23 protein-coding genes are annotated in these 19,841 nt (G+C 60.8%); 15 read left to right on the top strand and 8 right to left on the bottom strand.

What is annotated here, in order from left to right:
• Positions 1-121 precede the first annotated feature (121 nt).
• Positions 122-376 (bottom strand): hypothetical protein, encoded by a 255-nt coding sequence (locus M727_RS0116315; RefSeq protein ID WP_027153567.1) that lies wholly within the window; start codon positions 374-376, stop codon positions 122-124.
• A gap of 205 nt (positions 377-581) precedes the next feature.
• Between M727_RS0116315 and M727_RS36575 the strand changes: the two genes are divergently transcribed.
• A complete protein-coding gene (locus tag M727_RS36575) occupies positions 582-968 on the top strand; it encodes a hypothetical protein (protein WP_348627166.1) in 387 nt (128 codons plus the stop codon).
• A gap of 67 nt (positions 969-1,035) precedes the next feature.
• On the opposite strand, the gene M727_RS0116305 is transcribed toward M727_RS36575, so the two are convergent.
• The 4 genes from M727_RS0116305 to M727_RS40015 all read right to left on the bottom strand — a co-directional run bounded on the left by M727_RS0116305 (position 1,036) and on the right by M727_RS40015 (position 3,551).
• Positions 1,036-2,442 carry a PAS domain S-box protein gene (locus M727_RS0116305; RefSeq protein ID WP_027153566.1) on the bottom strand — a complete coding sequence of 469 codons (1,407 nt, stop codon included), beginning with the start codon at positions 2,440-2,442 and terminating at the stop codon, positions 1,036-1,038.
• Between the two features lie 168 nt (positions 2,443-2,610).
• Positions 2,611-2,775: a DUF3309 family protein gene (locus M727_RS40020; RefSeq protein ID WP_023799553.1), complete on the bottom strand. Its 165-nt coding sequence runs from the start codon at positions 2,773-2,775 to the stop codon at positions 2,611-2,613.
• 363 nt (positions 2,776-3,138) lie between these two features.
• Positions 3,139-3,360, bottom strand: a complete 222-nt coding sequence (locus M727_RS0116295; protein WP_023799552.1) for a hypothetical protein — start codon at positions 3,358-3,360, stop codon at positions 3,139-3,141.
• Positions 3,361-3,368: 8 nt separating this feature from the next.
• The gene (locus M727_RS40015; protein ID WP_084646754.1) at positions 3,369-3,551 is read right to left on the bottom strand and encodes a hypothetical protein; all 183 of its coding nucleotides are present in this window, start codon (positions 3,549-3,551) and stop codon (positions 3,369-3,371) included.
• Between the two features lie 170 nt (positions 3,552-3,721).
• Between M727_RS40015 and M727_RS0116290 the strand changes: the two genes are divergently transcribed.
• Together M727_RS0116290 and M727_RS0116285 are read left to right on the top strand one after the other, a co-directional pair.
• Positions 3,722-4,153 (top strand): hypothetical protein, encoded by a 432-nt coding sequence (locus M727_RS0116290; RefSeq protein ID WP_023799551.1) that lies wholly within the window; start codon positions 3,722-3,724, stop codon positions 4,151-4,153.
• A 374-nt stretch (positions 4,154-4,527) separates the two neighbouring features.
• On the top strand, positions 4,528-4,989 hold the full coding sequence (locus tag M727_RS0116285) for a YbhB/YbcL family Raf kinase inhibitor-like protein (RefSeq protein WP_027153565.1): 462 nt from the start codon (positions 4,528-4,530) through the stop codon (positions 4,987-4,989).
• Positions 4,990-5,113: 124 nt separating this feature from the next.
• Here the strand turns inward: M727_RS0116285 and M727_RS40010 are convergent, their stop codons facing one another.
• Positions 5,114-5,275 (bottom strand): zinc-binding dehydrogenase, encoded by a 162-nt coding sequence (locus tag M727_RS40010; protein ID WP_245268686.1) that lies wholly within the window; start codon positions 5,273-5,275, stop codon positions 5,114-5,116.
• Positions 5,276-5,531: 256 nt separating this feature from the next.
• On the opposite strand from M727_RS40010, the gene M727_RS0116275 reads away from it, so the two are divergent.
• The 4 genes from M727_RS0116275 (at position 5,532) to M727_RS0116260 (ending at position 8,334) form a co-directional block, all read left to right on the top strand.
• Entirely contained in the window at positions 5,532-5,738 is a 207-nt protein-coding gene (locus tag M727_RS0116275; protein WP_023799550.1) for a hypothetical protein, read from the top strand.
• 63 nt (positions 5,739-5,801) lie between these two features.
• Positions 5,802-7,208 carry a Do family serine endopeptidase gene (locus tag M727_RS0116270; RefSeq protein WP_027153564.1) on the top strand — a complete coding sequence of 469 codons (1,407 nt, stop codon included), beginning with the start codon at positions 5,802-5,804 and terminating at the stop codon, positions 7,206-7,208.
• 173 nt (positions 7,209-7,381) lie between these two features.
• The gene (locus tag M727_RS0116265; RefSeq protein ID WP_027153563.1) at positions 7,382-7,819 is read left to right on the top strand and encodes a DUF2267 domain-containing protein; all 438 of its coding nucleotides are present in this window, start codon (positions 7,382-7,384) and stop codon (positions 7,817-7,819) included.
• Positions 7,820-7,869: 50 nt separating this feature from the next.
• Positions 7,870-8,334: a YbhB/YbcL family Raf kinase inhibitor-like protein gene (locus tag M727_RS0116260; protein ID WP_027153562.1), complete on the top strand. Its 465-nt coding sequence runs from the start codon at positions 7,870-7,872 to the stop codon at positions 8,332-8,334.
• A 26-nt stretch (positions 8,335-8,360) separates the two neighbouring features.
• Here the strand turns inward: M727_RS0116260 and M727_RS0116255 are convergent, their stop codons facing one another.
• Positions 8,361-9,836, bottom strand: a complete 1,476-nt coding sequence (locus M727_RS0116255; protein ID WP_027153561.1) for an FAD-dependent oxidoreductase — start codon at positions 9,834-9,836, stop codon at positions 8,361-8,363.
• A 354-nt stretch (positions 9,837-10,190) separates the two neighbouring features.
• On the opposite strand from M727_RS0116255, the gene M727_RS36570 reads away from it, so the two are divergent.
• Complete coding sequence (locus M727_RS36570; protein ID WP_023799543.1) at positions 10,191-10,835, top strand: hypothetical protein; 645 nt, start codon at positions 10,191-10,193, stop codon at positions 10,833-10,835.
• Between the two features lie 144 nt (positions 10,836-10,979).
• On the opposite strand, the gene M727_RS0116245 is transcribed toward M727_RS36570, so the two are convergent.
• A complete protein-coding gene (locus M727_RS0116245; protein ID WP_027153560.1) occupies positions 10,980-12,038 on the bottom strand; it encodes a LacI family DNA-binding transcriptional regulator in 1,059 nt (352 codons plus the stop codon).
• Between the two features lie 211 nt (positions 12,039-12,249).
• Between M727_RS0116245 and M727_RS0116240 the strand changes: the two genes are divergently transcribed.
• The 7 genes from M727_RS0116240 to M727_RS0116210 all read left to right on the top strand — a co-directional run bounded on the left by M727_RS0116240 (position 12,250) and on the right by M727_RS0116210 (position 19,837).
• Positions 12,250-13,239 carry an autoinducer 2 ABC transporter substrate-binding protein gene (locus tag M727_RS0116240; RefSeq protein ID WP_027153559.1) on the top strand — a complete coding sequence of 330 codons (990 nt, stop codon included), beginning with the start codon at positions 12,250-12,252 and terminating at the stop codon, positions 13,237-13,239.
• Between the two features lie 89 nt (positions 13,240-13,328).
• Positions 13,329-14,843, top strand: a complete 1,515-nt coding sequence (locus M727_RS0116235) for a sugar ABC transporter ATP-binding protein (protein WP_027153558.1) — start codon at positions 13,329-13,331, stop codon at positions 14,841-14,843.
• Positions 14,836-15,837, top strand: a complete 1,002-nt coding sequence (locus M727_RS0116230; protein ID WP_023799539.1) for an ABC transporter permease — start codon at positions 14,836-14,838, stop codon at positions 15,835-15,837. Before M727_RS0116235 ends, M727_RS0116230 begins: the two co-directional genes overlap by 8 nt.
• On the top strand, positions 15,834-16,829 hold the full coding sequence (locus tag M727_RS0116225) for an ABC transporter permease (RefSeq protein WP_027153557.1): 996 nt from the start codon (positions 15,834-15,836) through the stop codon (positions 16,827-16,829). The genes M727_RS0116230 and M727_RS0116225 overlap by 4 nt, the downstream gene beginning before the upstream one ends.
• A 5-nt stretch (positions 16,830-16,834) precedes the next feature.
• Positions 16,835-17,683 carry a sugar phosphate isomerase/epimerase family protein gene (locus M727_RS0116220; protein WP_027153556.1) on the top strand — a complete coding sequence of 283 codons (849 nt, stop codon included), beginning with the start codon at positions 16,835-16,837 and terminating at the stop codon, positions 17,681-17,683.
• Positions 17,684-17,687: 4 nt separating this feature from the next.
• Positions 17,688-19,148 (top strand): FGGY family carbohydrate kinase, encoded by a 1,461-nt coding sequence (locus M727_RS0116215; protein ID WP_027153555.1) that lies wholly within the window; start codon positions 17,688-17,690, stop codon positions 19,146-19,148.
• Complete coding sequence (locus tag M727_RS0116210; RefSeq protein ID WP_023799535.1) at positions 19,145-19,837, top strand: class II aldolase/adducin family protein; 693 nt, start codon at positions 19,145-19,147, stop codon at positions 19,835-19,837. The genes M727_RS0116215 and M727_RS0116210 overlap by 4 nt, the downstream gene beginning before the upstream one ends.
• Positions 19,838-19,841: the final 4 nt, after the last annotated feature.

The raw sequence follows: 19,841 nt of genomic DNA, 5'->3' as shown, positions 1-19,841 counted from the left end.
GCTGCAACCGGCCTTGTTCCGGTCCACAACATGCCTCACCGAACGCGCGACGATTGCCTGAAGTTCCACAGAATGGGCAAGGCTCCGGCGCCGAAACATCTCCAGCGCCGCGAGGGCAGCCTTACAGCTTGCTGCCGCCCTGGTCGCGGGACGCTCCATCGACAATGCCGGAATTGGGCAGAATTCCAAAATCCTGCGACTTGGCACCTTGTGCAGCCGTCAAAAATCCGTCCGCGTGGAGACCGCGCCGCAGCAACTCTCTCACGGCCGCCGACCGGCTTGGCATGCGCCTTTCGAAGCGCCAGTTTTCCAAAGCAGCCAATTCCTCCGAGGTTAGCATGATCTGCAGTCGTTCGGGTCTTTCCAGTTCGGCCATTTCTACCCTCCAGTCGCTCAAAATTAGTATTTGCCTAAGAATTAGGAAACGCCTCAGTGGTCGTCAAGACCGGTTGATTAGCCATTGGTGTGAACGGCTAACAGCTACGGCAAGGCGTCGATTATGCAGTCTTTGTCATACGCTAAATCATTGATTGTGTGGGTAATTTTACTAATTCAGCTTGCTATTCGGATCGATAGGGCACATGCTGATCACGAGGGACAAACCGCTCCTGAAAAGGGGGTTTTCCATGCGCTTCGGTTACTCGGCTCATTTGTTTCAAGACGTCAACCTCCAGGTTTGGGCAGCCGCCCGGGATAAGGGGATACTCAATGTCACTGCGGTGGCCGAGGCTGTGCGGCTGCGAAACCTCGCAGAAAACGTTGCGCTTGAAGACGTCGAATGCCTGGTGTTGCAAGCCGCCCAGTTCTACGGGGCGGCCATGGAATTCGACAGCCTGACCGTGTTTGAACCAGGTAACGTCGATCGGCACTCGCTTGGCTGCGATGCCCTGCCTGGAAGAGGCGACGTCGATGTTCTGGAGGACAGGGCTGTTTCGCATTATTTTCGCCCGCCGGACCAAACGCAATAGGTCTGGCCGAACACAGTCGGTCGCGAGGAAGGGCTCAGCTTTACGTCACGAGCGCGGCGAAATTCCTTCAATCGGCCGCGATTTCGGCCAGTGATGTCTGGACGAAATGCAGCGGCGCCTCGAGCGTCCAGGTGATGCCTCGGGCGTGGAACTCCAGCCGCCCGCTGCCGCTGAGAGCCTGCGGCGCCACTCGCTCGAGCACGACCAGTCCGAAACCGCGCCCCCTGACAGCGTCCAGGATTGGCCCGTCCAACTCACGCCAGACCAGTCGAAAGGTCTCAGCGCCGTCGCCCGCAGGGACCACGTGCCAATCGATCTCGACGCGTCCGCCGTTGCACGACAGCCCTCCATGTTTTGCCGAATTGGTGGCGAGCTCGTGAAAGGCTATGCCGAGATACTGGACGGCGTTCGGCTGCAGTACCACCAGTGGCCCGGCCATCGACACGCGGGACTGCGCTGCGAAGGCTTTGAGCTGTGCCTGGATGAGCTCGCCGACCGTCGCGCCGCGCCATTCGGCATTGACCAGGAGATCATGGGATTCCGAAAGCGCCATGATGCGCTCTCGAACTTGTCCGAGGAAAGCCTCAGGTGTGCTCGTCAGCTTGCTTGTCTCGCGGATCATCGAGATGATGACCGAATATTGGTTCTTCACCCGATGGTTGACCTCGCGCATGAGCAGTCGGATGCGCCGTTCGTTCTCCTTGTGGGAACTGATGTCGCGCGCGATCTTGGAGGCGCCGACGACCCGCCCGATCCCGTCGCGGATCGGTGAGACGGTGAGCGAGACCGAAACGAGCGTGCCGTCCTTGCGCAGGCGCATCGTCTCATAGGAGGGGACGCGTTCGCCGGCGCGGATGCGACTGATGATCGAGACTTCCTCGTCGAGACGGTCAGGCGGAATGAGCATCGTCACCGGCCGGCCGATCGCCTCGGCAGGCGTGTAGCCGAACAGGCGTTCTGCAGCATCGTTCCAGCTGGTGATGATGCCATTCATGTCCTTCGAGACGATGGCGTCCATCGACGACTCGACAATGGCGGCAAGACGCATGCGGGCTTCATCGCCCAGCGTCTGCGTGCGCAGGTCGAGCAGCGTGTTGATGGCACCGACTACATTGCCCGCTTCGTCGCGAAGCAGGCGTGGGTGAGCCCTGAATGGGACCAGTTCGCCATCCGGCCGCTCCGCAATCGCCTGGTCCCAGGAGACATCCCGCCCTTCGCGCAGCGCCACGGCCATCGGACACTCGCCATGCGCCATATCCCGACCGTCCAGATGACGAAGCTTCCACGAGCCGCACCATAGGTCCCGACCGATAACAGGACGATGGCCCCAGAGCTCAGCTGCGGCTTCGTTGAAGAAGGTGATGTGTCCCTGCCCGTCGACGGTGTAGATGGCGACCGGCAGTGCCTGCATCAGATCGGCAGTGGGAATGCCCGGAACTCCGAGGCCGACATCGGCTTGTTCAACGAAGTTCACTTATGGCGCCATTCTCGTGGATTTCTGAGCGGCTATAATGCCCTTGAGCGGTTTCGGTTCCGTCCGGACATCACGTGCGGCCCCCTTTGCCCGCAGTCGCGGCGACATTCCTGGGCAAGGCATCAGGCCCACACAGGATCATCGCCAAATTGTCCGCCTAATCGTGTACTAAATGCGCCCGAGAAGGACCAGGATAATAACGATCAGCAGCACGAGACCGAGGCCACCGCCACCATAATAGCCGGTGCCGTAGAACGGTCCACCACCCAAACCGCTGAACCCGCCAAGCAAGATAAGGATCAAAATGATGATGAGTATGGTTCCGAGGCTCATGGTGGTTCTCCCATTCGTGCGCTGCCGCGCCGTACAAGGGCACGTCCATGCGCCTGTTGATGACGGTATGAACTCCCAGAGGGGGCTTCCTGTTCCACCGGAAGTAGCATCGCTGTCGCTCGTCTAGCGGGAAAAGCCGGTAGGCTGACGAGACAGCCCGCCGGCCGGGAGCCCGCGGGCGACAGGCTTTCTCAGCCTCGGACCGCCTGGAGGAACGGCGATCACAGCAAAAATGCCTGACGCAGTCGGAAGTTGCGGCGGTAGGCCAAAGAAGGCCACAGCCACTGGCGGTGCTCACAGTCGACGGCCGGATGATGCTTGGCACCTCCACGCCGCACGCTTCGCAGGGGACGTGAATACAATTCACCTTCCTTTGTTTGCCGGCCGGGTGCCACCGCCCTTCTTTTCGGGGTCATGAGTATGGTGGCTGTCGCGTTCGCCTCCGCCGCCTGAGATCTTGCTGCGGCTGCGCAGATCGGAATCGGCTGGCGGCTTTTCTATCACCAGCGGCTCCTTGGCGTTTTCGTGCGATGCGCCAGGACCGCCATGGCGAATACTGGCGCGGGTCTTCTTCGACGTGGACATGAAATCACCTAACGGTCCTGCTGGTGGCCTTGATGGGTCGTATTGACCTTCGTGTTGCCCTGCTGGCCCTGTTTGTCGGGATTTGGGGCGGAATGGCTGTGCTGCGTTTGGTCGACAGGAACCGACTTGTTATCGCCCGGACCCTTTGGGCTCTGGTTCTCTGCCGGAACGGGTGGTGGTTTTGTGCTCATGACCGTCTCCTTTCACTAGCCAAAACAAGCAGGCCCCCGGGAAGGTTCCTGATCCGAACCGGGCGAGGGGCAAACTCCTGACATTGTCAATTCCGGCCTTGTCGGCGCGTCGCAGCGCAATAATCTTCTGTTAGGGCGTGGGCACTTCCACCTGTTGAAAGGAGCCGACCATGAAACACCAAACACTCGACCAACTGCAGACAGTTGCGAAAGTTGAGCCCTCGGCGACATACCCGACCATGACTCGGGCGCAGCGGATCGAGCGTTGGGCAGAGCTTCTCGAACAAAATCCACGGCGTTGCCTCGGAGCCCTTTCAGGCACCGAATATCTCAGTCCTGAAGCTCGTGACGTAGCGCGTGGCGCGGGGTCGCCGATCACCGTTGCCTATGAGGATCCGGTGCTGCGCGCCATGGGTCTGAAAGATGATACCTATGGTGAGGCAAAGCGCTTCTTCGAGCTAAGTGACTGGCAGTTGCACAACATCGTCTGTCACTGCCACGTGGGTGCTACGATGCAAGCGCGATGGGCTGCGGCCAGAGTCCGCCGGACGATTACCGGGAACAGACTTCTGGCCTGGCTGAGGGCAAGGTTTGTGCATTGATGCCAGCCCAGAACGGTGACGACAGGTCTTGATCGTTCTCGTTAGCGGCTGGCCGGCAGATGCTGGTGGCATTGCCGGAGTGGATCGTGGAGCCGATGCCGTGCTTTCAGAGCGGCCGGGTGAAGACCTCATGCTCGCCCGGTCGGGGCTCATTGTCGGCGAGCACAAATTCGAGCGACGCCATCTAGAGGGTGACCAGGATGAAGCTCGACTTCATGTGAACACGGGCCGCGCTCATACAATCCCACATGTGCATCGCTCTCGGAGGAATAATAGCCGGTTGTGCTTGTTGGGATCGTCCGATCGAAGAAGGCCGCGACGAGAGCGCCCAGCGCCTCTATTTCGACGAGTCTAGCCGAGCAAGGAAGCAAGTGATGGCGTTCACTTTGACCAGTCCCGCCTTTCAGAACGGCCAGCCGATTCCGGATCGTCATGCCCGGCGCGGCGATAATCTCTCTCCGTTTCTGGCATGGAGCGATCCGCCGCCGGGCACTCAGAGCTACGTGCTCGTCATGGAAGATACGGATGCACCGTCACAGGCGTCCCGGCACTGGATCGTCTACGACATCGGCGGAGACCGGCGTCATTTGGCCGAAGGGCGGAGTTCCAAAGCGCGAACCGAGGACCTGCCTCATGGCTTCAACGATTTCGGTAATCTTCACTACGATGGACCCGACCAGCATCCGGGCAGCAAGCCACACACCTACCGCTTCAGGCTCGCAGCCCTTGGCATTGCCAATCTTCCCATCGGCCCGGAACCCGATGCTCTGGTCGTGTGGCAGGCTGCCCGTGAAAACATGTTGGGTGAGGCGGAATTAATCGGCACTTACGGATGAATCAGCGCCAAGCAGGTTCGTAATGGCTGAATACGGTCCGCAGTCAGTTGCCCGTCGGCACGGCTTGTCCGCAGAATTGGTTCACTTTGAACTTGAACATTCCGGGGAACTTCGAGCATCCGGCTCAGGCGGCCACCTGAAGCACGATCTTGCCGCGGGTATGCTCGCTCTCCAGCCGTTCCTCGGCCTCAGCGACCTCCTCCAGAGGATAAGTCGCCTGCACGAACGGAGTTACCTTGCCGGCATCAATGAGGCGGCTGATCGTTGCAAGCTGCGCCGCATTCACCAACCACCGGGCACATCATCCTTCACTCAATCCGCTTCAAAGCCTTCCCCACCTAACCGGATTGCCGGCTGGAAGTTCCGATGAATTTCCGGGGTCGGGTCGTACCATTCAAAGACCGTTCGCTCGGGCTCTACGAGAGACCTTGCGCAGAGTTCATCCCGTGACATTCCCGCAATCTCGTCTGGGAACTTTTCTGGAGGCACATGGTTGGAATGTGCGGCTGAAAGAATCCGGGCCTGTGCCAAGGAGGTTCGCCATGAAGCTTCGCGAGTTGATGGACCAAGTGAAGGATCTGCCCCCGGATACCCTCGTCTGTGCCGCCGAGATTGACGAGGCCTTTGCGGCCAACATTGCCGGCATAGAAACGGTAGAAGGTGCCCGGATCGAAAGCCGGAAACCGGACGGCACCGAAGCTGTCGAACTCGCCAACGGGAACGACAGGGTTGTCGTAATCCGCTGGTGAACCGCTGGCTCATGCCGGAGCGGCCGCATGCTTGATCACTGAAGGCTGGAGGCGTCGCAGGCCATGTTACCGGTATTGAACAAAAGACTTTGCGCCGGCCTGATCGCCGGAACTCTGATGCTCTCGGCCGGCGGCTTTGCTCCGCTCGCAGCTCAGGAAATCCCAAACGACTTCACGGCGATCGTGCGCGAGAAAATTCCAGCCGTGGTCGCAATAACGACCAAACAGATCATCCAGGACCAGGCGACGCTGGGCGACTTTCTTAGTCCTTTCGGCAGTCCCGGCCTCGGACCGGCGCAACCGCAGGTGCGAGAGGCCCTTGGTTCCGGCTTTGTGATCAGCCCCGAGGGGTTCATCGTCACCAACAACCATGTCGTTGCCGATGCAAGCGAAATTCATGTCGTATTCTCCGACAAGGAGACGTTGCCTGCGCAGCTCGTCGGCCGCGATCCGGCAACCGACCTCGCGGTGCTGAAGATCGACCCGCGGTCCAACATGACAACGACCGCCTGGGGTGACTCCGATGCAGTACAACCCGGCGCATGGACGATCGCTATCGGCAGTCCGTTCGGGCTCGGTGGGACCGTCACCGTCGGCGTGCTTTCGGCCCGTTCGCGCGACACCAATGCCGGTCCTTACGACGATTTTCTCCAGACCGACGCCTCAATCAATCGCGGCAATTCCGGCGGCCCCCTGTTCAATGCGCGCGGCGAAGTGATCGGGGTCAATACGGCCATCGTATCTCCCACAGGTGGCAGCATAGGGATTGGCTTTGCGGTACCATCCCGCACCGCCCGGAACGTCGTCGACCAGTTGATCCGCACTGGCCGGATCGAGCGCGGTTTCATCGGGGTGCGTCTCCAGGAGATCACCCCGTCGATTGCTGAGGCGCTTGGAATACCCGGCAGCAAGGGAGCGCTGGTCGCCTCGGTCGAACCCGGCAGTCCGGCAGAGCAGGCAGGTATACAGGCGGGAGACGTGATTACACGCTTTAACGGCAAGGACATCCAGAGCGTCCATGATCTGACGCTCGCGGCTGCGAGCCAAAAGCCGGGAACAAAAACGACGCTGACACGGAACCGCGGAGGCAGCCAACAGGAAATAGCTCTGACCATCGGACAACGCAACGATGAGGAGCAACAGACCAGCGCCGTTCCGAAGTCGGAAACGGCCGACACGCGTCTTGGATTGTCGCTCAGCCCAATCCCGGATGAGGCACGCCAGCAGCTCGGACTCCAGCCGGATACTACAGGCGTGTTCGTCCAGGAAGTGGCTCCAAACAGCCTCGCCGCCGAAAACGGCGTTCAGCCTGGCGATGTGATCGTCTCGGCCAACAACCGGGATGTGACACAGCCGTCGGACATCCAAGAGGAGTGGGCGAAATCCCGCCAGCTGAACAAGCCGATGTTGTTCCGCATCAGCAGGCAAGGGCAATCTCTTTTCGTTGCCGTGGCCACGGCCAAATCTTGACGGGCCAAATCTTGACGGGCCAACTCTTGACGGGAACGCGTTAAGTTTGGCGAACGTAAACTTGGCCGAATAGATCACCCGCCTTCGCGAGAGGCGGCCTTTAGGGACGGAACAACAGCCGACCAAGGCCGTTTCGTCCAATGAGTCATTCAACCTGTTGAAAGGAGGCTTCGATGAGCGCCACCGGACTCGAAGTATTCGACAAGACGCTGCAGACAACAAACATCTGGCTCGACGAGATCATGACCGAGATTGGACCGGATCGGCAGGTCGCATGGCATGTGCTTGGAGCGGTGCTCCACGCCCTGCGAGACCGCATGCAGCCGGATCTTGCCGCCCACCTGGGCTCGCAGCTGCCGATCCTCGTGCGCGGCGCCTACTACGACCAATATCAGCCCTCCAAGACTCCCGAGAAGTTGCGGTCGCTCGACGAGTTCCTGGCCAAAATCAAGGCGGAGCTGGAATTCACCCGACCGGTCGATTCCAAGGATGCATTCAGGGTCGTATCCCAGGTTCTCGCTCACCATGTGGGAGAGGGACAGATGATCAAGGTTTGGGAATCCTTGCCAGCAGAAATCAGGCGCGTCGCGGAAGCTCAGCAAGCGGCGTGAAATAGCGCTAGATATAGCTGGCTGTAGCGCTTGTTCTTGGGGAGATGGAAATGCCACTCACCCTTATCAGCCCGGCGTTCCCGGCGGCCGGGAAAATCCCTGAAAGGTATACCCGCGACGGCGAGAACGTCTCACCACCGCTAAAATGGTCCGGTGTTCCGAACGGTACCAAGAGCCTTGTTCTTGTCGTGCAGGATCCCGACGCGTCGAGCGGGATTTTCGGGCACTGGGCAGTGTTCAATATCCCGCCCGATGCGAGCGAACTCGCCGAGGCGCAGGATGGCAAGCCAGGCCCGTCGGCACTCAGGCAAGGCACCAACGATTTCGGCAATGCCTATTACGACGGCCCGCAGCCACCGGTGGGACATGGCGTCCATCATTATCATTTCCGGCTGGCCGCGCTCGACGTGCCGAGCCTCAGTGTGCCGGGACAGGCGGGCGTGCAGTTCGTCTGGAAGGAAGCCCAGAAGCATGCGCTGGAGCAGACTGAGCTGGTCGGAACCTACGCACGGTAACACCGGGCCGCGCCAGTCGCTGCCTCTTATAGCGCGGCCGGCGCAAGCGGCTTTCGAGCCGGGCCATGAATGACCGAACCGTCGGCGGCGAAAATCGAGCCATGGCAAGGACAATCCCAGGTGTTGTCCGCATTGTTCCAGGTCACCGTGCAGCCCTTGTGGGTGCATGTCGCCGAAACCGGGTGGAGCACCCCTTCAGCGTCTCGCCACGCCGCGATCTTTTCGTCACCCCTGACGATCACACCGCCCATGCCGGGCACGATGTCGTCAAGGCTTGAGACAATCGATTGGCTGCGGCCATTCCTGTGAAAGTCCTCGGGATAAGGCCGCGCCGGATCATAGAGCTTTTGCCATGGGCTCGGCCGCGCGCAGATCAAATCCGCGATCATCATGCCTGCGGCCGTTCCATTGGTGATGCCCCAGGCGTTGAAACCCGTGGCAATATGAAACCCGGAGGCTTTGTCCGGATCGGGCTCGCCGGCATACGGAACCCTATCGGCCGTATCATAGTCCTCATTACACCAGCGCCACGCAACGTCCCCAACTGGAAGGCTCATTCTTACCCATTGTTCCAGCTCGACAAACCGTTTCGCCACGTCGCCGTCCTGGCCCGTGTCAAACTTGGGGCCGAGCGCGACCAGCAGCGGGCCTTCGGCGTCGCGGCCGGTGCGGATGGAATGCGTCGGATCGTCGATGCCGATGAACATGCCGTCGACAGCAAGAGGGTAATCGATCCGAAACGCCATGGCAGTGTGGCAGCGCGGCTGGGTCCGGTTCGCCATGCCGACGGGGCTCTTCACCGTCATGTTGGTGGCGACGACCACATGCTCGGCGTGAACGGTGCCGCTGTCGGTAACGACGCGCCAGCGGCTTGCCTCGCCGATCGAGATCGCGCGGCTGTTTTCGAAAATCCGTCCGCCACGGGCCGTCACTGCTTGAGCCAGGCCAACCAGATACATCGCCGGATTGAACTGCGCCTGGTCGGAAAAACGCAGAGCGGCGGCCGTTTCGAAAGGCAGCGGCGCGCGCTCCAAAACATCGGCGTCCAGCCCAACCTGGCGCGCGGCCTCCGCCTCGGCCACGATCTCCGCGCGCCGGCTTGCATCGCAGGTGTAGGTATAGGCGTCCTTGGCCTCGAGATCGCAGGCGATGGCGTGGTCGCGAACCCATTCCCGGATCTGGATGGCGCCGGCGGAATTCGCATCGGCATAGGTCTGCGCCAGGTCCCGCCCGAACGTGTCGATGAGATGGCGATAGATCAGCGCGTGCTGCGTCGTGATCTTGGCCGTCGAGCGGCCGGTCACCTGGCCGCCTGTCCGCAGGCCTTCGATGACGATCACCGACCGACCGGCCTCGCAAAGGCGAAGCGCCGTCGTGAGCCCGACAATCCCGGCACCCACGACAACGGCATCGGCATGGATCGAGCCCTCGAGCGGGGGATAGTTCGTAGCGGTGGCTGCCGCCACCCAACAGCTTCCCGGTTTTCCCGAAAGAATGGCCATTTCACCGGCGTCCCATGCGTTCGATGCATCTCCATCGACAACCCGCGCCGGCGCGAAAAAGTTCCGAGATCTACGGTCTTCAATCGTGGTTTCTTTGGAACTTCAGCAGATGATCGGGGCAGTCGAACGCAGCAACGGACGTGAATTGGTATAGGCAGATGCCATTACTGTCAGGCCGGCGGACGAAGACTGCGCCGTTACGGCCTGTGGCGAAGGTCACCTGCGCGCGCCCGGCAAAGCCTGAAGAATGGGTCGAGCCACCCGCATCCAGTATTCTGGCGATAAACCTATTCGTACCTTGTTTTTCCCTGTGCAAATGCGAACCATGGAAATGGATTGATTCGGAGCTTGTCTATGCGTGGACTGCAAGTTGCCCTGGCTGCGGTGATCTTGGGCATTTCAGTCAGTTCTGGACTCGCCGATGACAATTCTCCCTTTATCTATTTTGCGACCCAGGACCCTTTCGCAGACGGTTTGCCGACCAAGAATGATGTTTATGTCTTTGGTGGCGTCTTTGCGCACGGGGCCTTCGGGGACGCGATCAATGTTTTGGGTGCCGACTACACGGACAACTATATAATCGGAGCTGCATACGGTCGCGATTTCGTCGATATCGGCGCTGGCTTCGTTCTTGGTGGCGTCGCCGGCGCGGCTATAAGATTTGGCGAGGACGATGATACGACTGGCGAACTTTGGGCCGGAGCGCGACTGCGCCACCACGGCCTGGTCATTGGTGATTTGGCGATTGCGCCCGCACTGACTGCTGGATTCAGTGCCGTTACCGGCCCTACCGAGATCGAGCGCGAACGCGAAATCGTCCACGATGGCGATGCATCATTCCTCGGCTTCGTTGGTGCGGAGCTTTCGTTCAGAGTGAGGCAGGCTCCCAACGTCGAACTCGTCTACCAACTCCACCATAGATCCGGCGCCGATGGTACGTTTGGAGATATGACAGAGGGTTCCAATGCGAACGCCCTTGGAATCCGTTATCGCTTCTAACGCTCGGTGCTGTAGACCTTTTTACAGGCGCCTACGCACCCACCCAGTTGGTTCGTGCTGAGGACGGCGACACTCCCGTGAGAGTCGGCACGATGAACCACTGAAAATCTCAAGGCGGTGTCGCCCTATAGCGCCGGGTCACCCTCAGGCTATATCCTTCAGCGTGTCCAGCGGCCCTTTCAATGCAGACCTGGGCTGGATCAACTCTGGCGCGATCAGGAAGGTCTGCGGTGCCGTCGGCGGTTCATCGATCAGCTCGAATGCCTTCGTGATCATCGCCTCAACATTCTGCCGCACCATGATTACGGGGAAGGGCAGGAAGGAGCCGAAGGGGTCATAGTCGTAGCAACCGACGACGAGTTCGCTGAACATTTCCGCCGGCCGGCCGGCCATGAAACGCAGCAGACCTTCCATATTGATCGACGAATTGATGAACAGCGCGCGCGGCAGCTTGCCACGGCATTGGTAAAACGCCTCGAAGGCACGCAAAGTTATATCAGGCGAATACCCGGAGGACTGCACACCATCGTTAGGGTCGGCGCCCAGCAGCGCCTTCTTGGTCGCATGGAAAGCGGCGATGCGTTCGCGGCTGGCGTGGTCGTTGCGGCCGCCAAACAGAAACAGCTCGTCCGGCCGCAGAGGATCGTCGTTGGCGAAGTGGCGGATGATTGCTTCCGTCAGCATCCGCGCGCCCTGATAATTGTCGCTGATCACCGAATGCGCCTTCGCTCCCGGCAGGTCGATGTTGATATGCCTCAGCCCCGCCAGTTCGCAGACCTCGTGCACGCCATCGGGATCGGTGGCGCCGACGATGAAGAGCTGGTCGATTGAATAGGAGATCAGCGTCTCCGCGGTCCGCCGTTCCTCTTCGGGGTCGCGGCTGGCGCTAACCACGACCGGGCATTGGCCGCGGCTGCGCACATGCCCCTCAAACGTCTGCGCCATGGAGGAGAAGTAGCGATTGTCGTGGACGGGCAGCATCAGGCCGACCAGGCCCGATCGCGAGCGTCGCAAGCCTCGCGCTTGCAGATTGGTGGTGTATTGGTGGAGTTCGGCGAGACCGAGAATTGTTTGCGCCGTACTTTCCTTGATGCGGCGCTTGCGCCAAGTGCCGTTCAGGACGGCACTCACGGTCGACGGCGAACTGCCCGACAGCACGGACAGGTCATAGATCGTCGCCTTCTTCTTGACCCGCTGATCCATCTGGCGCCTCCGGCGCGTCTATTTAGAGCAATATCCCGCTTGACGAGAGCTTCTCGATGCACAATAGTTTCTGCACCATCGATTGTGCAAGCGAAAACCGGTGGATGATCGATGGGGAAGTGCCCCGTCTCTTTCGGGGAGGTTTCTAACGGCCGCCGTCGTTCGACGGCTCGAGTGTGTTCCCACTAGGAACGTTATGGGAGGAGTACAGATGAAAAAGCTCTTGATCGCGGCGCTTGCCGCGACCCTTATGATTGGCGGATCATTCGCTGCGATGGCACAGCAGGCCGGCAAGGTCGGCGTCGTCGTCAAGATCGGCGGCATTCCGTGGTTCAACGCAATGGAGGCGGGTATCAAGGAGCGCGGCGAGAAGCTCGGGATCGACGCATTCATGGTCGGCCCGACCAGCGCTGATCCAGCACTGCAAGTTCGCGCCATCGAGGATCTGATCGCGCAGGGCGTCAAGGTCATCGGCGTCGTGCCGAATGATGCGAAAGTGCTTGAACCGGTCCTGCAGAAGGCCAAGGACGCCGGCATCATCGTCATCACACATGAATCGCCTGGCCAGAAGGGCGCCGACTGGGATTTCGAACTCGCGTCCGCCACCGGCTTCGGCGAGGCTCACGCCAAGCTCCTGGCGGAGAAGATGGGCGGCAAGGGTGAGTATGCAGTGTTCGTCGGCTCGTTGACGGTGCCGCTGCACAATGCCTGGGCCGATGCGGCAATCGAGTATCTGAAGAAGAATAATCCCGACATGAAACTCGTCGGCGAACGTTATGGCGTCGCCGAGGATGTAGACAAGAGCCGCAGCACTGCGCTTGACCTGATTTCCGCAAATCCCGGCCTGAAGGGCTTCCTCGCCTTCGGCAGCCAAGGCCCGATCGGCGCTGGCCGCGCAATCGAAGAGCGCCGGAAGGTGGGCGAAATTTTCGTGCTCGGACCATTCTCGCCAGGCCAAGGCCGGAAGCTCATCAAAAGCGACGCGATCTCCGGCGGCTTCATGTGGAATCCGAAGCAGGCGGGCGAGGTTTTCGTCACGCTGGCCGACCATCTCATGAAGGGCAAAGAGATCAAGGATGGCGATACGATCGAAGGGCTTGGGACAGTTAAGCCCGACTTCGAAAACCGTAACATCATCGTCGATCAACTCGTCCCCATCAACAAGGATACTGTCGACGATCTCGCGGCGATGGGCCTGTAAAGCCTCCCAAGGCTAATGGCAGTCGGGCCCGGCCTCGAACCGGCCCGGCTGCAGGATTGCAAACGCGATTGGATCCAGGTTTCGACTCGATGGCTGATCAGGCACTCGATGGCGCCGCACCACGGCCGCTGCTGTCGCTCCGCAACGTCAACATGACGTTCGGCGGCGTGAAGGCGCTGAAGAATGTCAGCTTTGAGGTGTTGCCGGGCGAGGTGCATTGTCTTGCCGGCGAGAACGGCTCCGGCAAGAGCACGCTGATCAAGGTCATTACAGGCGTGTACAAGCCCGAGGCGGGCGCCGAAATCGATTATGATGGCCAGAGCTACTCCCATATGTCGCCGGTTACGGCGCAGGCCAGCGGAATTCAGGTGATCTGGCAGGACCTCGCCCTGTTTCCCGAGATGACTGTCGCCGAGAATATCGCGTTCCAGACCGTCATCGGCCGCTGGCCGCGGCTGGTGAACTATGCCGAGATGCGTCGTGTCGCGATCAACGCCTTGCAACGTCTTGGTGTTACCTTCGATGTCGATCTAGCACTCCACCACTTTCCCATCGCACAGCGGCAGATCGTAGCAATCGCCCGCGCCCTCGTCGGTGAGGCCAAGCTCGTCTTCATGGACGAGCCGACGGCGTCGCTCACCCAATCCGAAACCGACTATCTGCTGGACGTTGTGCGCAATCTGTCGGCGTCGGGCGTCGCCGTTGTGTTCGTTAGTCATCGCCTGGCGGAGGTTCTTGAAATCTCCACCCGCGTCACCGTGCTGCGCGACGGCGCCCTGGTTGGCGTCTATCCAACCAAAGGCCTGACCCAGTCGCGCATCACCGAGTTGATGACGGGCAAGACCTTCGACTATTCCGTCCTGCATCGGGATTTGAGCAGGAGCCCGGTCATGCTTGAGGTCAAGGGACTGTCGCGGCCCGGCGAATTCGACGACGTGTCCTTGACAGTCCGGCGCGGCGAGACGCTCGGCATCACCGGGTTGCTCGGGGCAGGGCGCACCGAATTGGCGCTGACATTGTTTGGCATGCGCAAGCCGAAATCGGGCTCTGTCGCCCTGGATGGCAAACCCGTTCGCTTCGGTTCCAACCGTGACGCGATCGCCGCCGGCGTCGCCTATCTTTCGGAAGACCGGCTGTCGCTCGGTCTCATTCAGCCCCAGGCAATCGCCGACAACATGGTCATCGCTTCGCTGGACAAGATCCTTTCAGGCGGTTTCATTTCGAGCGATCGCAAGCGATCTCTGGTCAATCGCTGGATAAGGGACCTCGGGGTCAGGATCGGAAAGCAGGACGACGCGATCTCGACCCTGTCAGGGGGAAATCAGCAACGTGTCGCCATTGCAAAATGGCTGGCGACCGACCCGAAGCTGCTTATCCTCGACGCACCGACCGTCGGCGTCGATGTCGGCGCGCGCGCCGGCATTTTCGACATCGTTTCCAAGCTGGCGGACAGCGGCCTGGCCATTATCCTGATCTCGGACGAGGTGCCTGAAGTCTATTTCAACGCGGACCGTGTGCTGCACATGGCTCAGGGGCGCATTGTCGGCGAATTTACGCCGGGCGCTACGACCCTCCAGGCGATGGAGGAGGCGGTCTATGCGTAGGTTTGTCCGCTCCCACGCAACGGAACTGGCTTTGCTCGCCGTTATCGCAGTCATCTGCGTCTTCCTTTCGTTCGCGACGGACCGGTTCTTCACCCTCGGCAACGCGTTTGACCTTCTGAACACCAGCTCGGTCAACATCATCTTCGCCGTTGGCCTGCTGGTCGTGCTGATCGCCGGCGGCATTGACATCTCCTTCGCGGTTGCTGCCTCCGTTGTGCAATATCTGACCGCGACCGTCCTCGGCTGGATCGGCGGTGGGAATTGGATTGTCGGCTTCATCATCGCTGGCGCATTGGGCGTCGCGTTGGGCTGCATCAACGCCTTCCTGATCCATGGGTTCAGGATCATCTCGATCGTCGCCACGATTTCGACTTTCAACATTTTCTTCGGCTTGCTGATGTTTTTCACGGGCGGCGTGTCGATCTACAACCTGCCGGACTGGCTCACCACCCGCGTCGTGCTGTTCGAGCGAGAGATGGCTGACGGGACCTGGGCGGAGATCACCCTTCCTGTGCTCATTATGGCCATATGCGTGTTCGCTACCTGGGCGTTGATCACGCGCACCACCACCGGCCGCCAACTCTACGCATTTGGCGACAATCCGGAGGGCGCGCGCCGCTTCGGCATCAATATCGGTGCCATGCAATTTATCGCCTTCGGCTGGCTTGGCCTGATGGCGGGTATCGCCGGTCTCGTCCAAGCGCATTACGCGCAGGAGGTTGTGCCGAATGCCCTTTATGGGCGCGAACTCGACGTCCTGGCAGCCGTAGTCCTTGGCGGTGCGCGGCTCGGCGGCGGCAAGGGCAGCGTGCTCGGCTGCATTCTGGGCGTTCTGTTGGTCTCGATTACCCAGAACGGACTCAATTTGATGGGCGTGTCGCCTTTCGCGTTCAAGATGATCGTCGGCGCCATCATTCTTGCCGCCATCACCCTGTCGAACACCAGCATCGAACGCCTGCTGCCGTTCCTGAAAAGCCGACGGGTGCCTTCATGACGGTTTTGATTGAACGCGTCCGCAACGCGCTCGGCCCCGAACTTGCAGGTCCGTTTGCCGCGTTCGTAGCTGTCATGATCGTGTTTGGTTTTGCGGCGCCGAACTTTCTTTCCCGCGCTACCTTTGGATCCGTTGCCTTCCAGCTGCCGGAACTCGGCCTCCTCACACTCGCCATGCTGCTGCCGATCCTGACCGGCGGCCTGAACCTGGCCATCACCTTCACGGCCAACATGGCCGGCCTGACGCTGGCTTGGGTACTGCAAAGCCAGGGAGGCGTCGACGCGGGCATCGGCGCCTTCCTCCTTGGCTCGGCCCTTGCCATCGCGGTCGGCGCACTGAGCGGGCTGATCATGGGGCTCGTCATCGCCTACACCAAGGCTCACCCGATCCTGGTCTCGCTGTCGATGATGATCTTCCTGCGCGGTCTCGGCGAATTCCTGACGCGCGGCGGCGACGTGTCCGGCATTCCCGGCTTCGTGGCGCCGATCGGCTACGGTTTGATTATTGGCATCCCGGTGCCGTTGATCATCTTCATCGCTTGCGTGCTGATCTGGCACGTCTTGCTGACGCGCATGAAGCTAGGCTTCAACACCTATATGATAGGCTCCAATATCGAGGCCACGCGCTATTCCGGTATCAATACGCGCAAGGTGCAGGTTCTCGTCTACACATTGTCCGGCGCGATGTGCGCGGTCGCCGGCATCATCATGCTGGCGCGCTTCAATTCGGTGCGTGTCGGCCACGGCGAGTCTTACCTGCTGATCACCGTGCTTGCCTGCTTCCTTGGCGGGGTCAATCCGTTCGGCGGCTTCGGTCGGGTGATCCCGGTCTTCGTTGCGCTCGTCGTGCTCCAGCTTCTGTCCTCGGGACTCAATCTGATGGGCGCAAGCCAGCACCTTGCGACGGCAGTCTGGGGCATCCTGATGATCACGGTGATGATCCTGCGCTGGCTTGCCGGGCGCCTCAAATTCCTGAACACAAACAGAGGGTGAGTTAGATGCATGGTTTTGGGGTCCACACCTCGATGTGGACGATGAACTGGGACCGGGCCGGCGCGGAGAAGGCGATCGCGGCTTCCGTCAAATACGGGATGGACTTTATCGAGATCGCGCTTCTGAACGCGCCGGCGGTCGATGCCGCGCACACACGCGCCTTGCTCGAAAAGCACAATCTTCCTGCCGTTTGCTCGCTTGGCCTGCCGGAGCGCGCCTGGGCCTCGGTGCGTCCGGATGCTGCCATCGAACATCTCGAAGTGGCGATCGACAAGACTGCGGAAATGGGCGCGCTGGCGCTTTCCGGCGTGATTTTCGGCGGTATCGGCGAACGCACCGGCCTGCCACCGACCGAAAAGGAATACGACAATATCGCCCACGTGCTGACCGTCGCCGCCAAGCACGCCAAGAAGCGCGGCATCGAGCTCGGAATCGAGGCGGTGAACCGCTACGAGAACCATTTGATCAATACCGGCGCGCAGGCCGTCTGGATGGTCGAGAAAGTCGGGGCCGACAACATCTTTGTTCATCTCGACACCTACCACATGAACATCGAGGAGAAAGGGGCCGCCAACGGCATTCTGGCCGCCCGCGATCACCTGAAGTACATCCACTTGTCTGAAAGCGATCGCGGCACACCTGGCACCGGCAACTGCCCCTGGGACGAGATTTACGCGACGCTGGCGGCGATCGGTTTCAAAGGCGGACTGGCCATGGAAAGCTTCATCAACATGCCGCCGGAAGTCTCCCACGGCCTCTCGGTCTGGCGGCCGGTTGCGAAGGACGAGGCCGAAGTGATGGGCAATGGCTTGCCGTTCCTGCGCAACAAGGCTCGCCAATACGGTCTGATCTGAGACGATGGGTGACGGGCAGAAGGCGGACGGCGCAAGGATCGCCGTCTTCGATGTCGGCAAGACCAACATAAAGCTCTCCGCAATGACGCTCGACGGCGTGCTCGTGGAGAGCCTCTCTGTCCACAACGAAGTGCGGCCCGGTCCACCTTGGCGGCAGCACGATCTCAACGGCATTACCGACTGGCTGTTCGGCTCGCTCGCCACTTTGTGCCGACACCATCCGCTGGAAAAGGTGGTCGGCACCGGACATGGCTCCGCAGGGGTCTTGGTGAACGCAGATCCCGACGAGACTTGTGCCCTGCCGATGATTGACTACGAGCAGGATCTGCCGCCTGCAATTCGCGAGGGCTACGCGCCGCTTTCGGGCGATTTCTTCGATCGCGGCAGCGCGATCATGCTGAAGGCTGCCCACCAGGCGCGCCAGCTGTACTGGATGCAGCAGGTTGATCCGGAGCGCGTCGCTCAGGCTCGTTGGTATCTGGGCTTGCCTCAATATTGGGCCTGGCGGCTGTCAGGCGTGCCATCGGCCGAAACGACGATCCTCTCGGCACAATCCCATCTGTGGAACAATGTGCGCAAGCAGTGGTCGCCCATTGTGGCGGGGCAGGGATGGCAGCGCCTCATGCCACCATTCCATCCGGCCTGGGAGAGGCTGGGGCCAATCCGGCACGATCTGGCGCGCCGGCACGGCATACCGGAAGAGCTGTCTGTCCTGACAGGCGGCCACGACAGCAGCCTGAACCTCTACCGCTACCAGGCGGCAGGCATGCGCGACGCCTGCGTGATCTCTACCGGAACCTGGATTGTCGGAATGTGCGCGGCGACACCTCTCGACCAACTCGATGAAAATCGCGGAATGGTGCTGAACAGCGACGTGACAGGACGCCCGGTCGGCGGCGTTTTGACCATGGGCGGACGTGAGTTCAGTCATGTGGCAGGGCAGGGGCAAGAAGGAACTGCGGCCGACGCTGCGCTGGTCAGCTTGCTGATTGAGCGCGGCACTTTCGCATTGCCGTCGTTCGGCGACGATGACGGCCTGTTTCCAGGCAGCGCTGGGCTCGGCCGGTTTGAAGGGCCGCCTGCAGAACCCCCTGCAGAGCGCAAGGCGCTCGCGGTGCTCTACGCCGCGCTGCTGACGGTAGAATGTATCGATGCGCTGAACGAAACCGGGCTGGTTGCATTGGATGGCACCTTCCTGCAAGACCCGCTCTACGCCACGCTGGTTGCGGCGCTGCGGCCAAACGCCGAAACGGTCTACAACCTCGACTCCTATGGCACCGCCTCGGGTGCGGCGCTACTTGGCGAACACGAAACGCGTGACACGCCGGCTCCGATCGCGCTCAGCCTGCCGACTGCCTTTGCCGGCGATCGTGAGACGCTCGCAGCCTATGCACAGCGGTGGCGCGACCTGGCGAAGCGAAACAACCTGCAACGGGCCAAGACCAGCAAAAGGAACGATCGATGACTGATGACAGCGCTCTGCGCCGCGAGATGGTGGATGCTTGCCGCCGGATGAACTCAAGCGGCATCAACCAGGGCAATGCCGGCAATTTGTCGGTGCGCTCTAGCGACGGTTTCCTGATCACGCCCTCGTCGCTGCCCTACGAAACGATGACGCCCGAAGACATCGTCGAGATGGGCTTTGACGGCACCTATGTCGGCCGACGGCCCTCCTCGGAGTGGCGCTTCCACCGTGACATTTTGAGGGAGCGGCAGGAGATCGACGTCGTGCTGCATTGCCACTCGCTCTACGCCACGACGCTGGCCTGCCATCACAAGACGATCCCGAGCTTCCACTATATGACGGGAGTGGCGGGCGGCACCACCATCCGCTGCGCGGAATACGCAACCTTTGGCACGCAGGCCTTGTCCGACAATGCCTTGGTTGCACTCAAAGATCGCCTCGCCTGCCTGCTCGGCCAGCACGGCCAGATTTCGCTCGGCAAGACCATGGAGGCCGCGTTGTGGCTGGCGAACGAGGTCGAAACCCTGTCGCGCATGTATGTCCAGGCGCTTAGCCTTGGCGAGCCGCCGGTCCTTTCCGACGAGGAGATGGCGCGGGTGATCGAGCAGATGAAGAAGATGAGCTATGGCCAGGCGCCGGATCCGGAGGGGACGAACGATTTGGCGCGGCCGCGCGACGCTGCGGTCTAGCGCT

The sequence above is a fragment of the Mesorhizobium sp. WSM2561 genome (genome assembly GCF_000513915.1).
GTDB lineage: Bacteria > Pseudomonadota > Alphaproteobacteria > Rhizobiales > Rhizobiaceae > Mesorhizobium > Mesorhizobium muleiense.
Note: the sequence above shows the minus strand (reverse complement) of the source record. Positions and strands in the feature narration are given on the sequence as shown.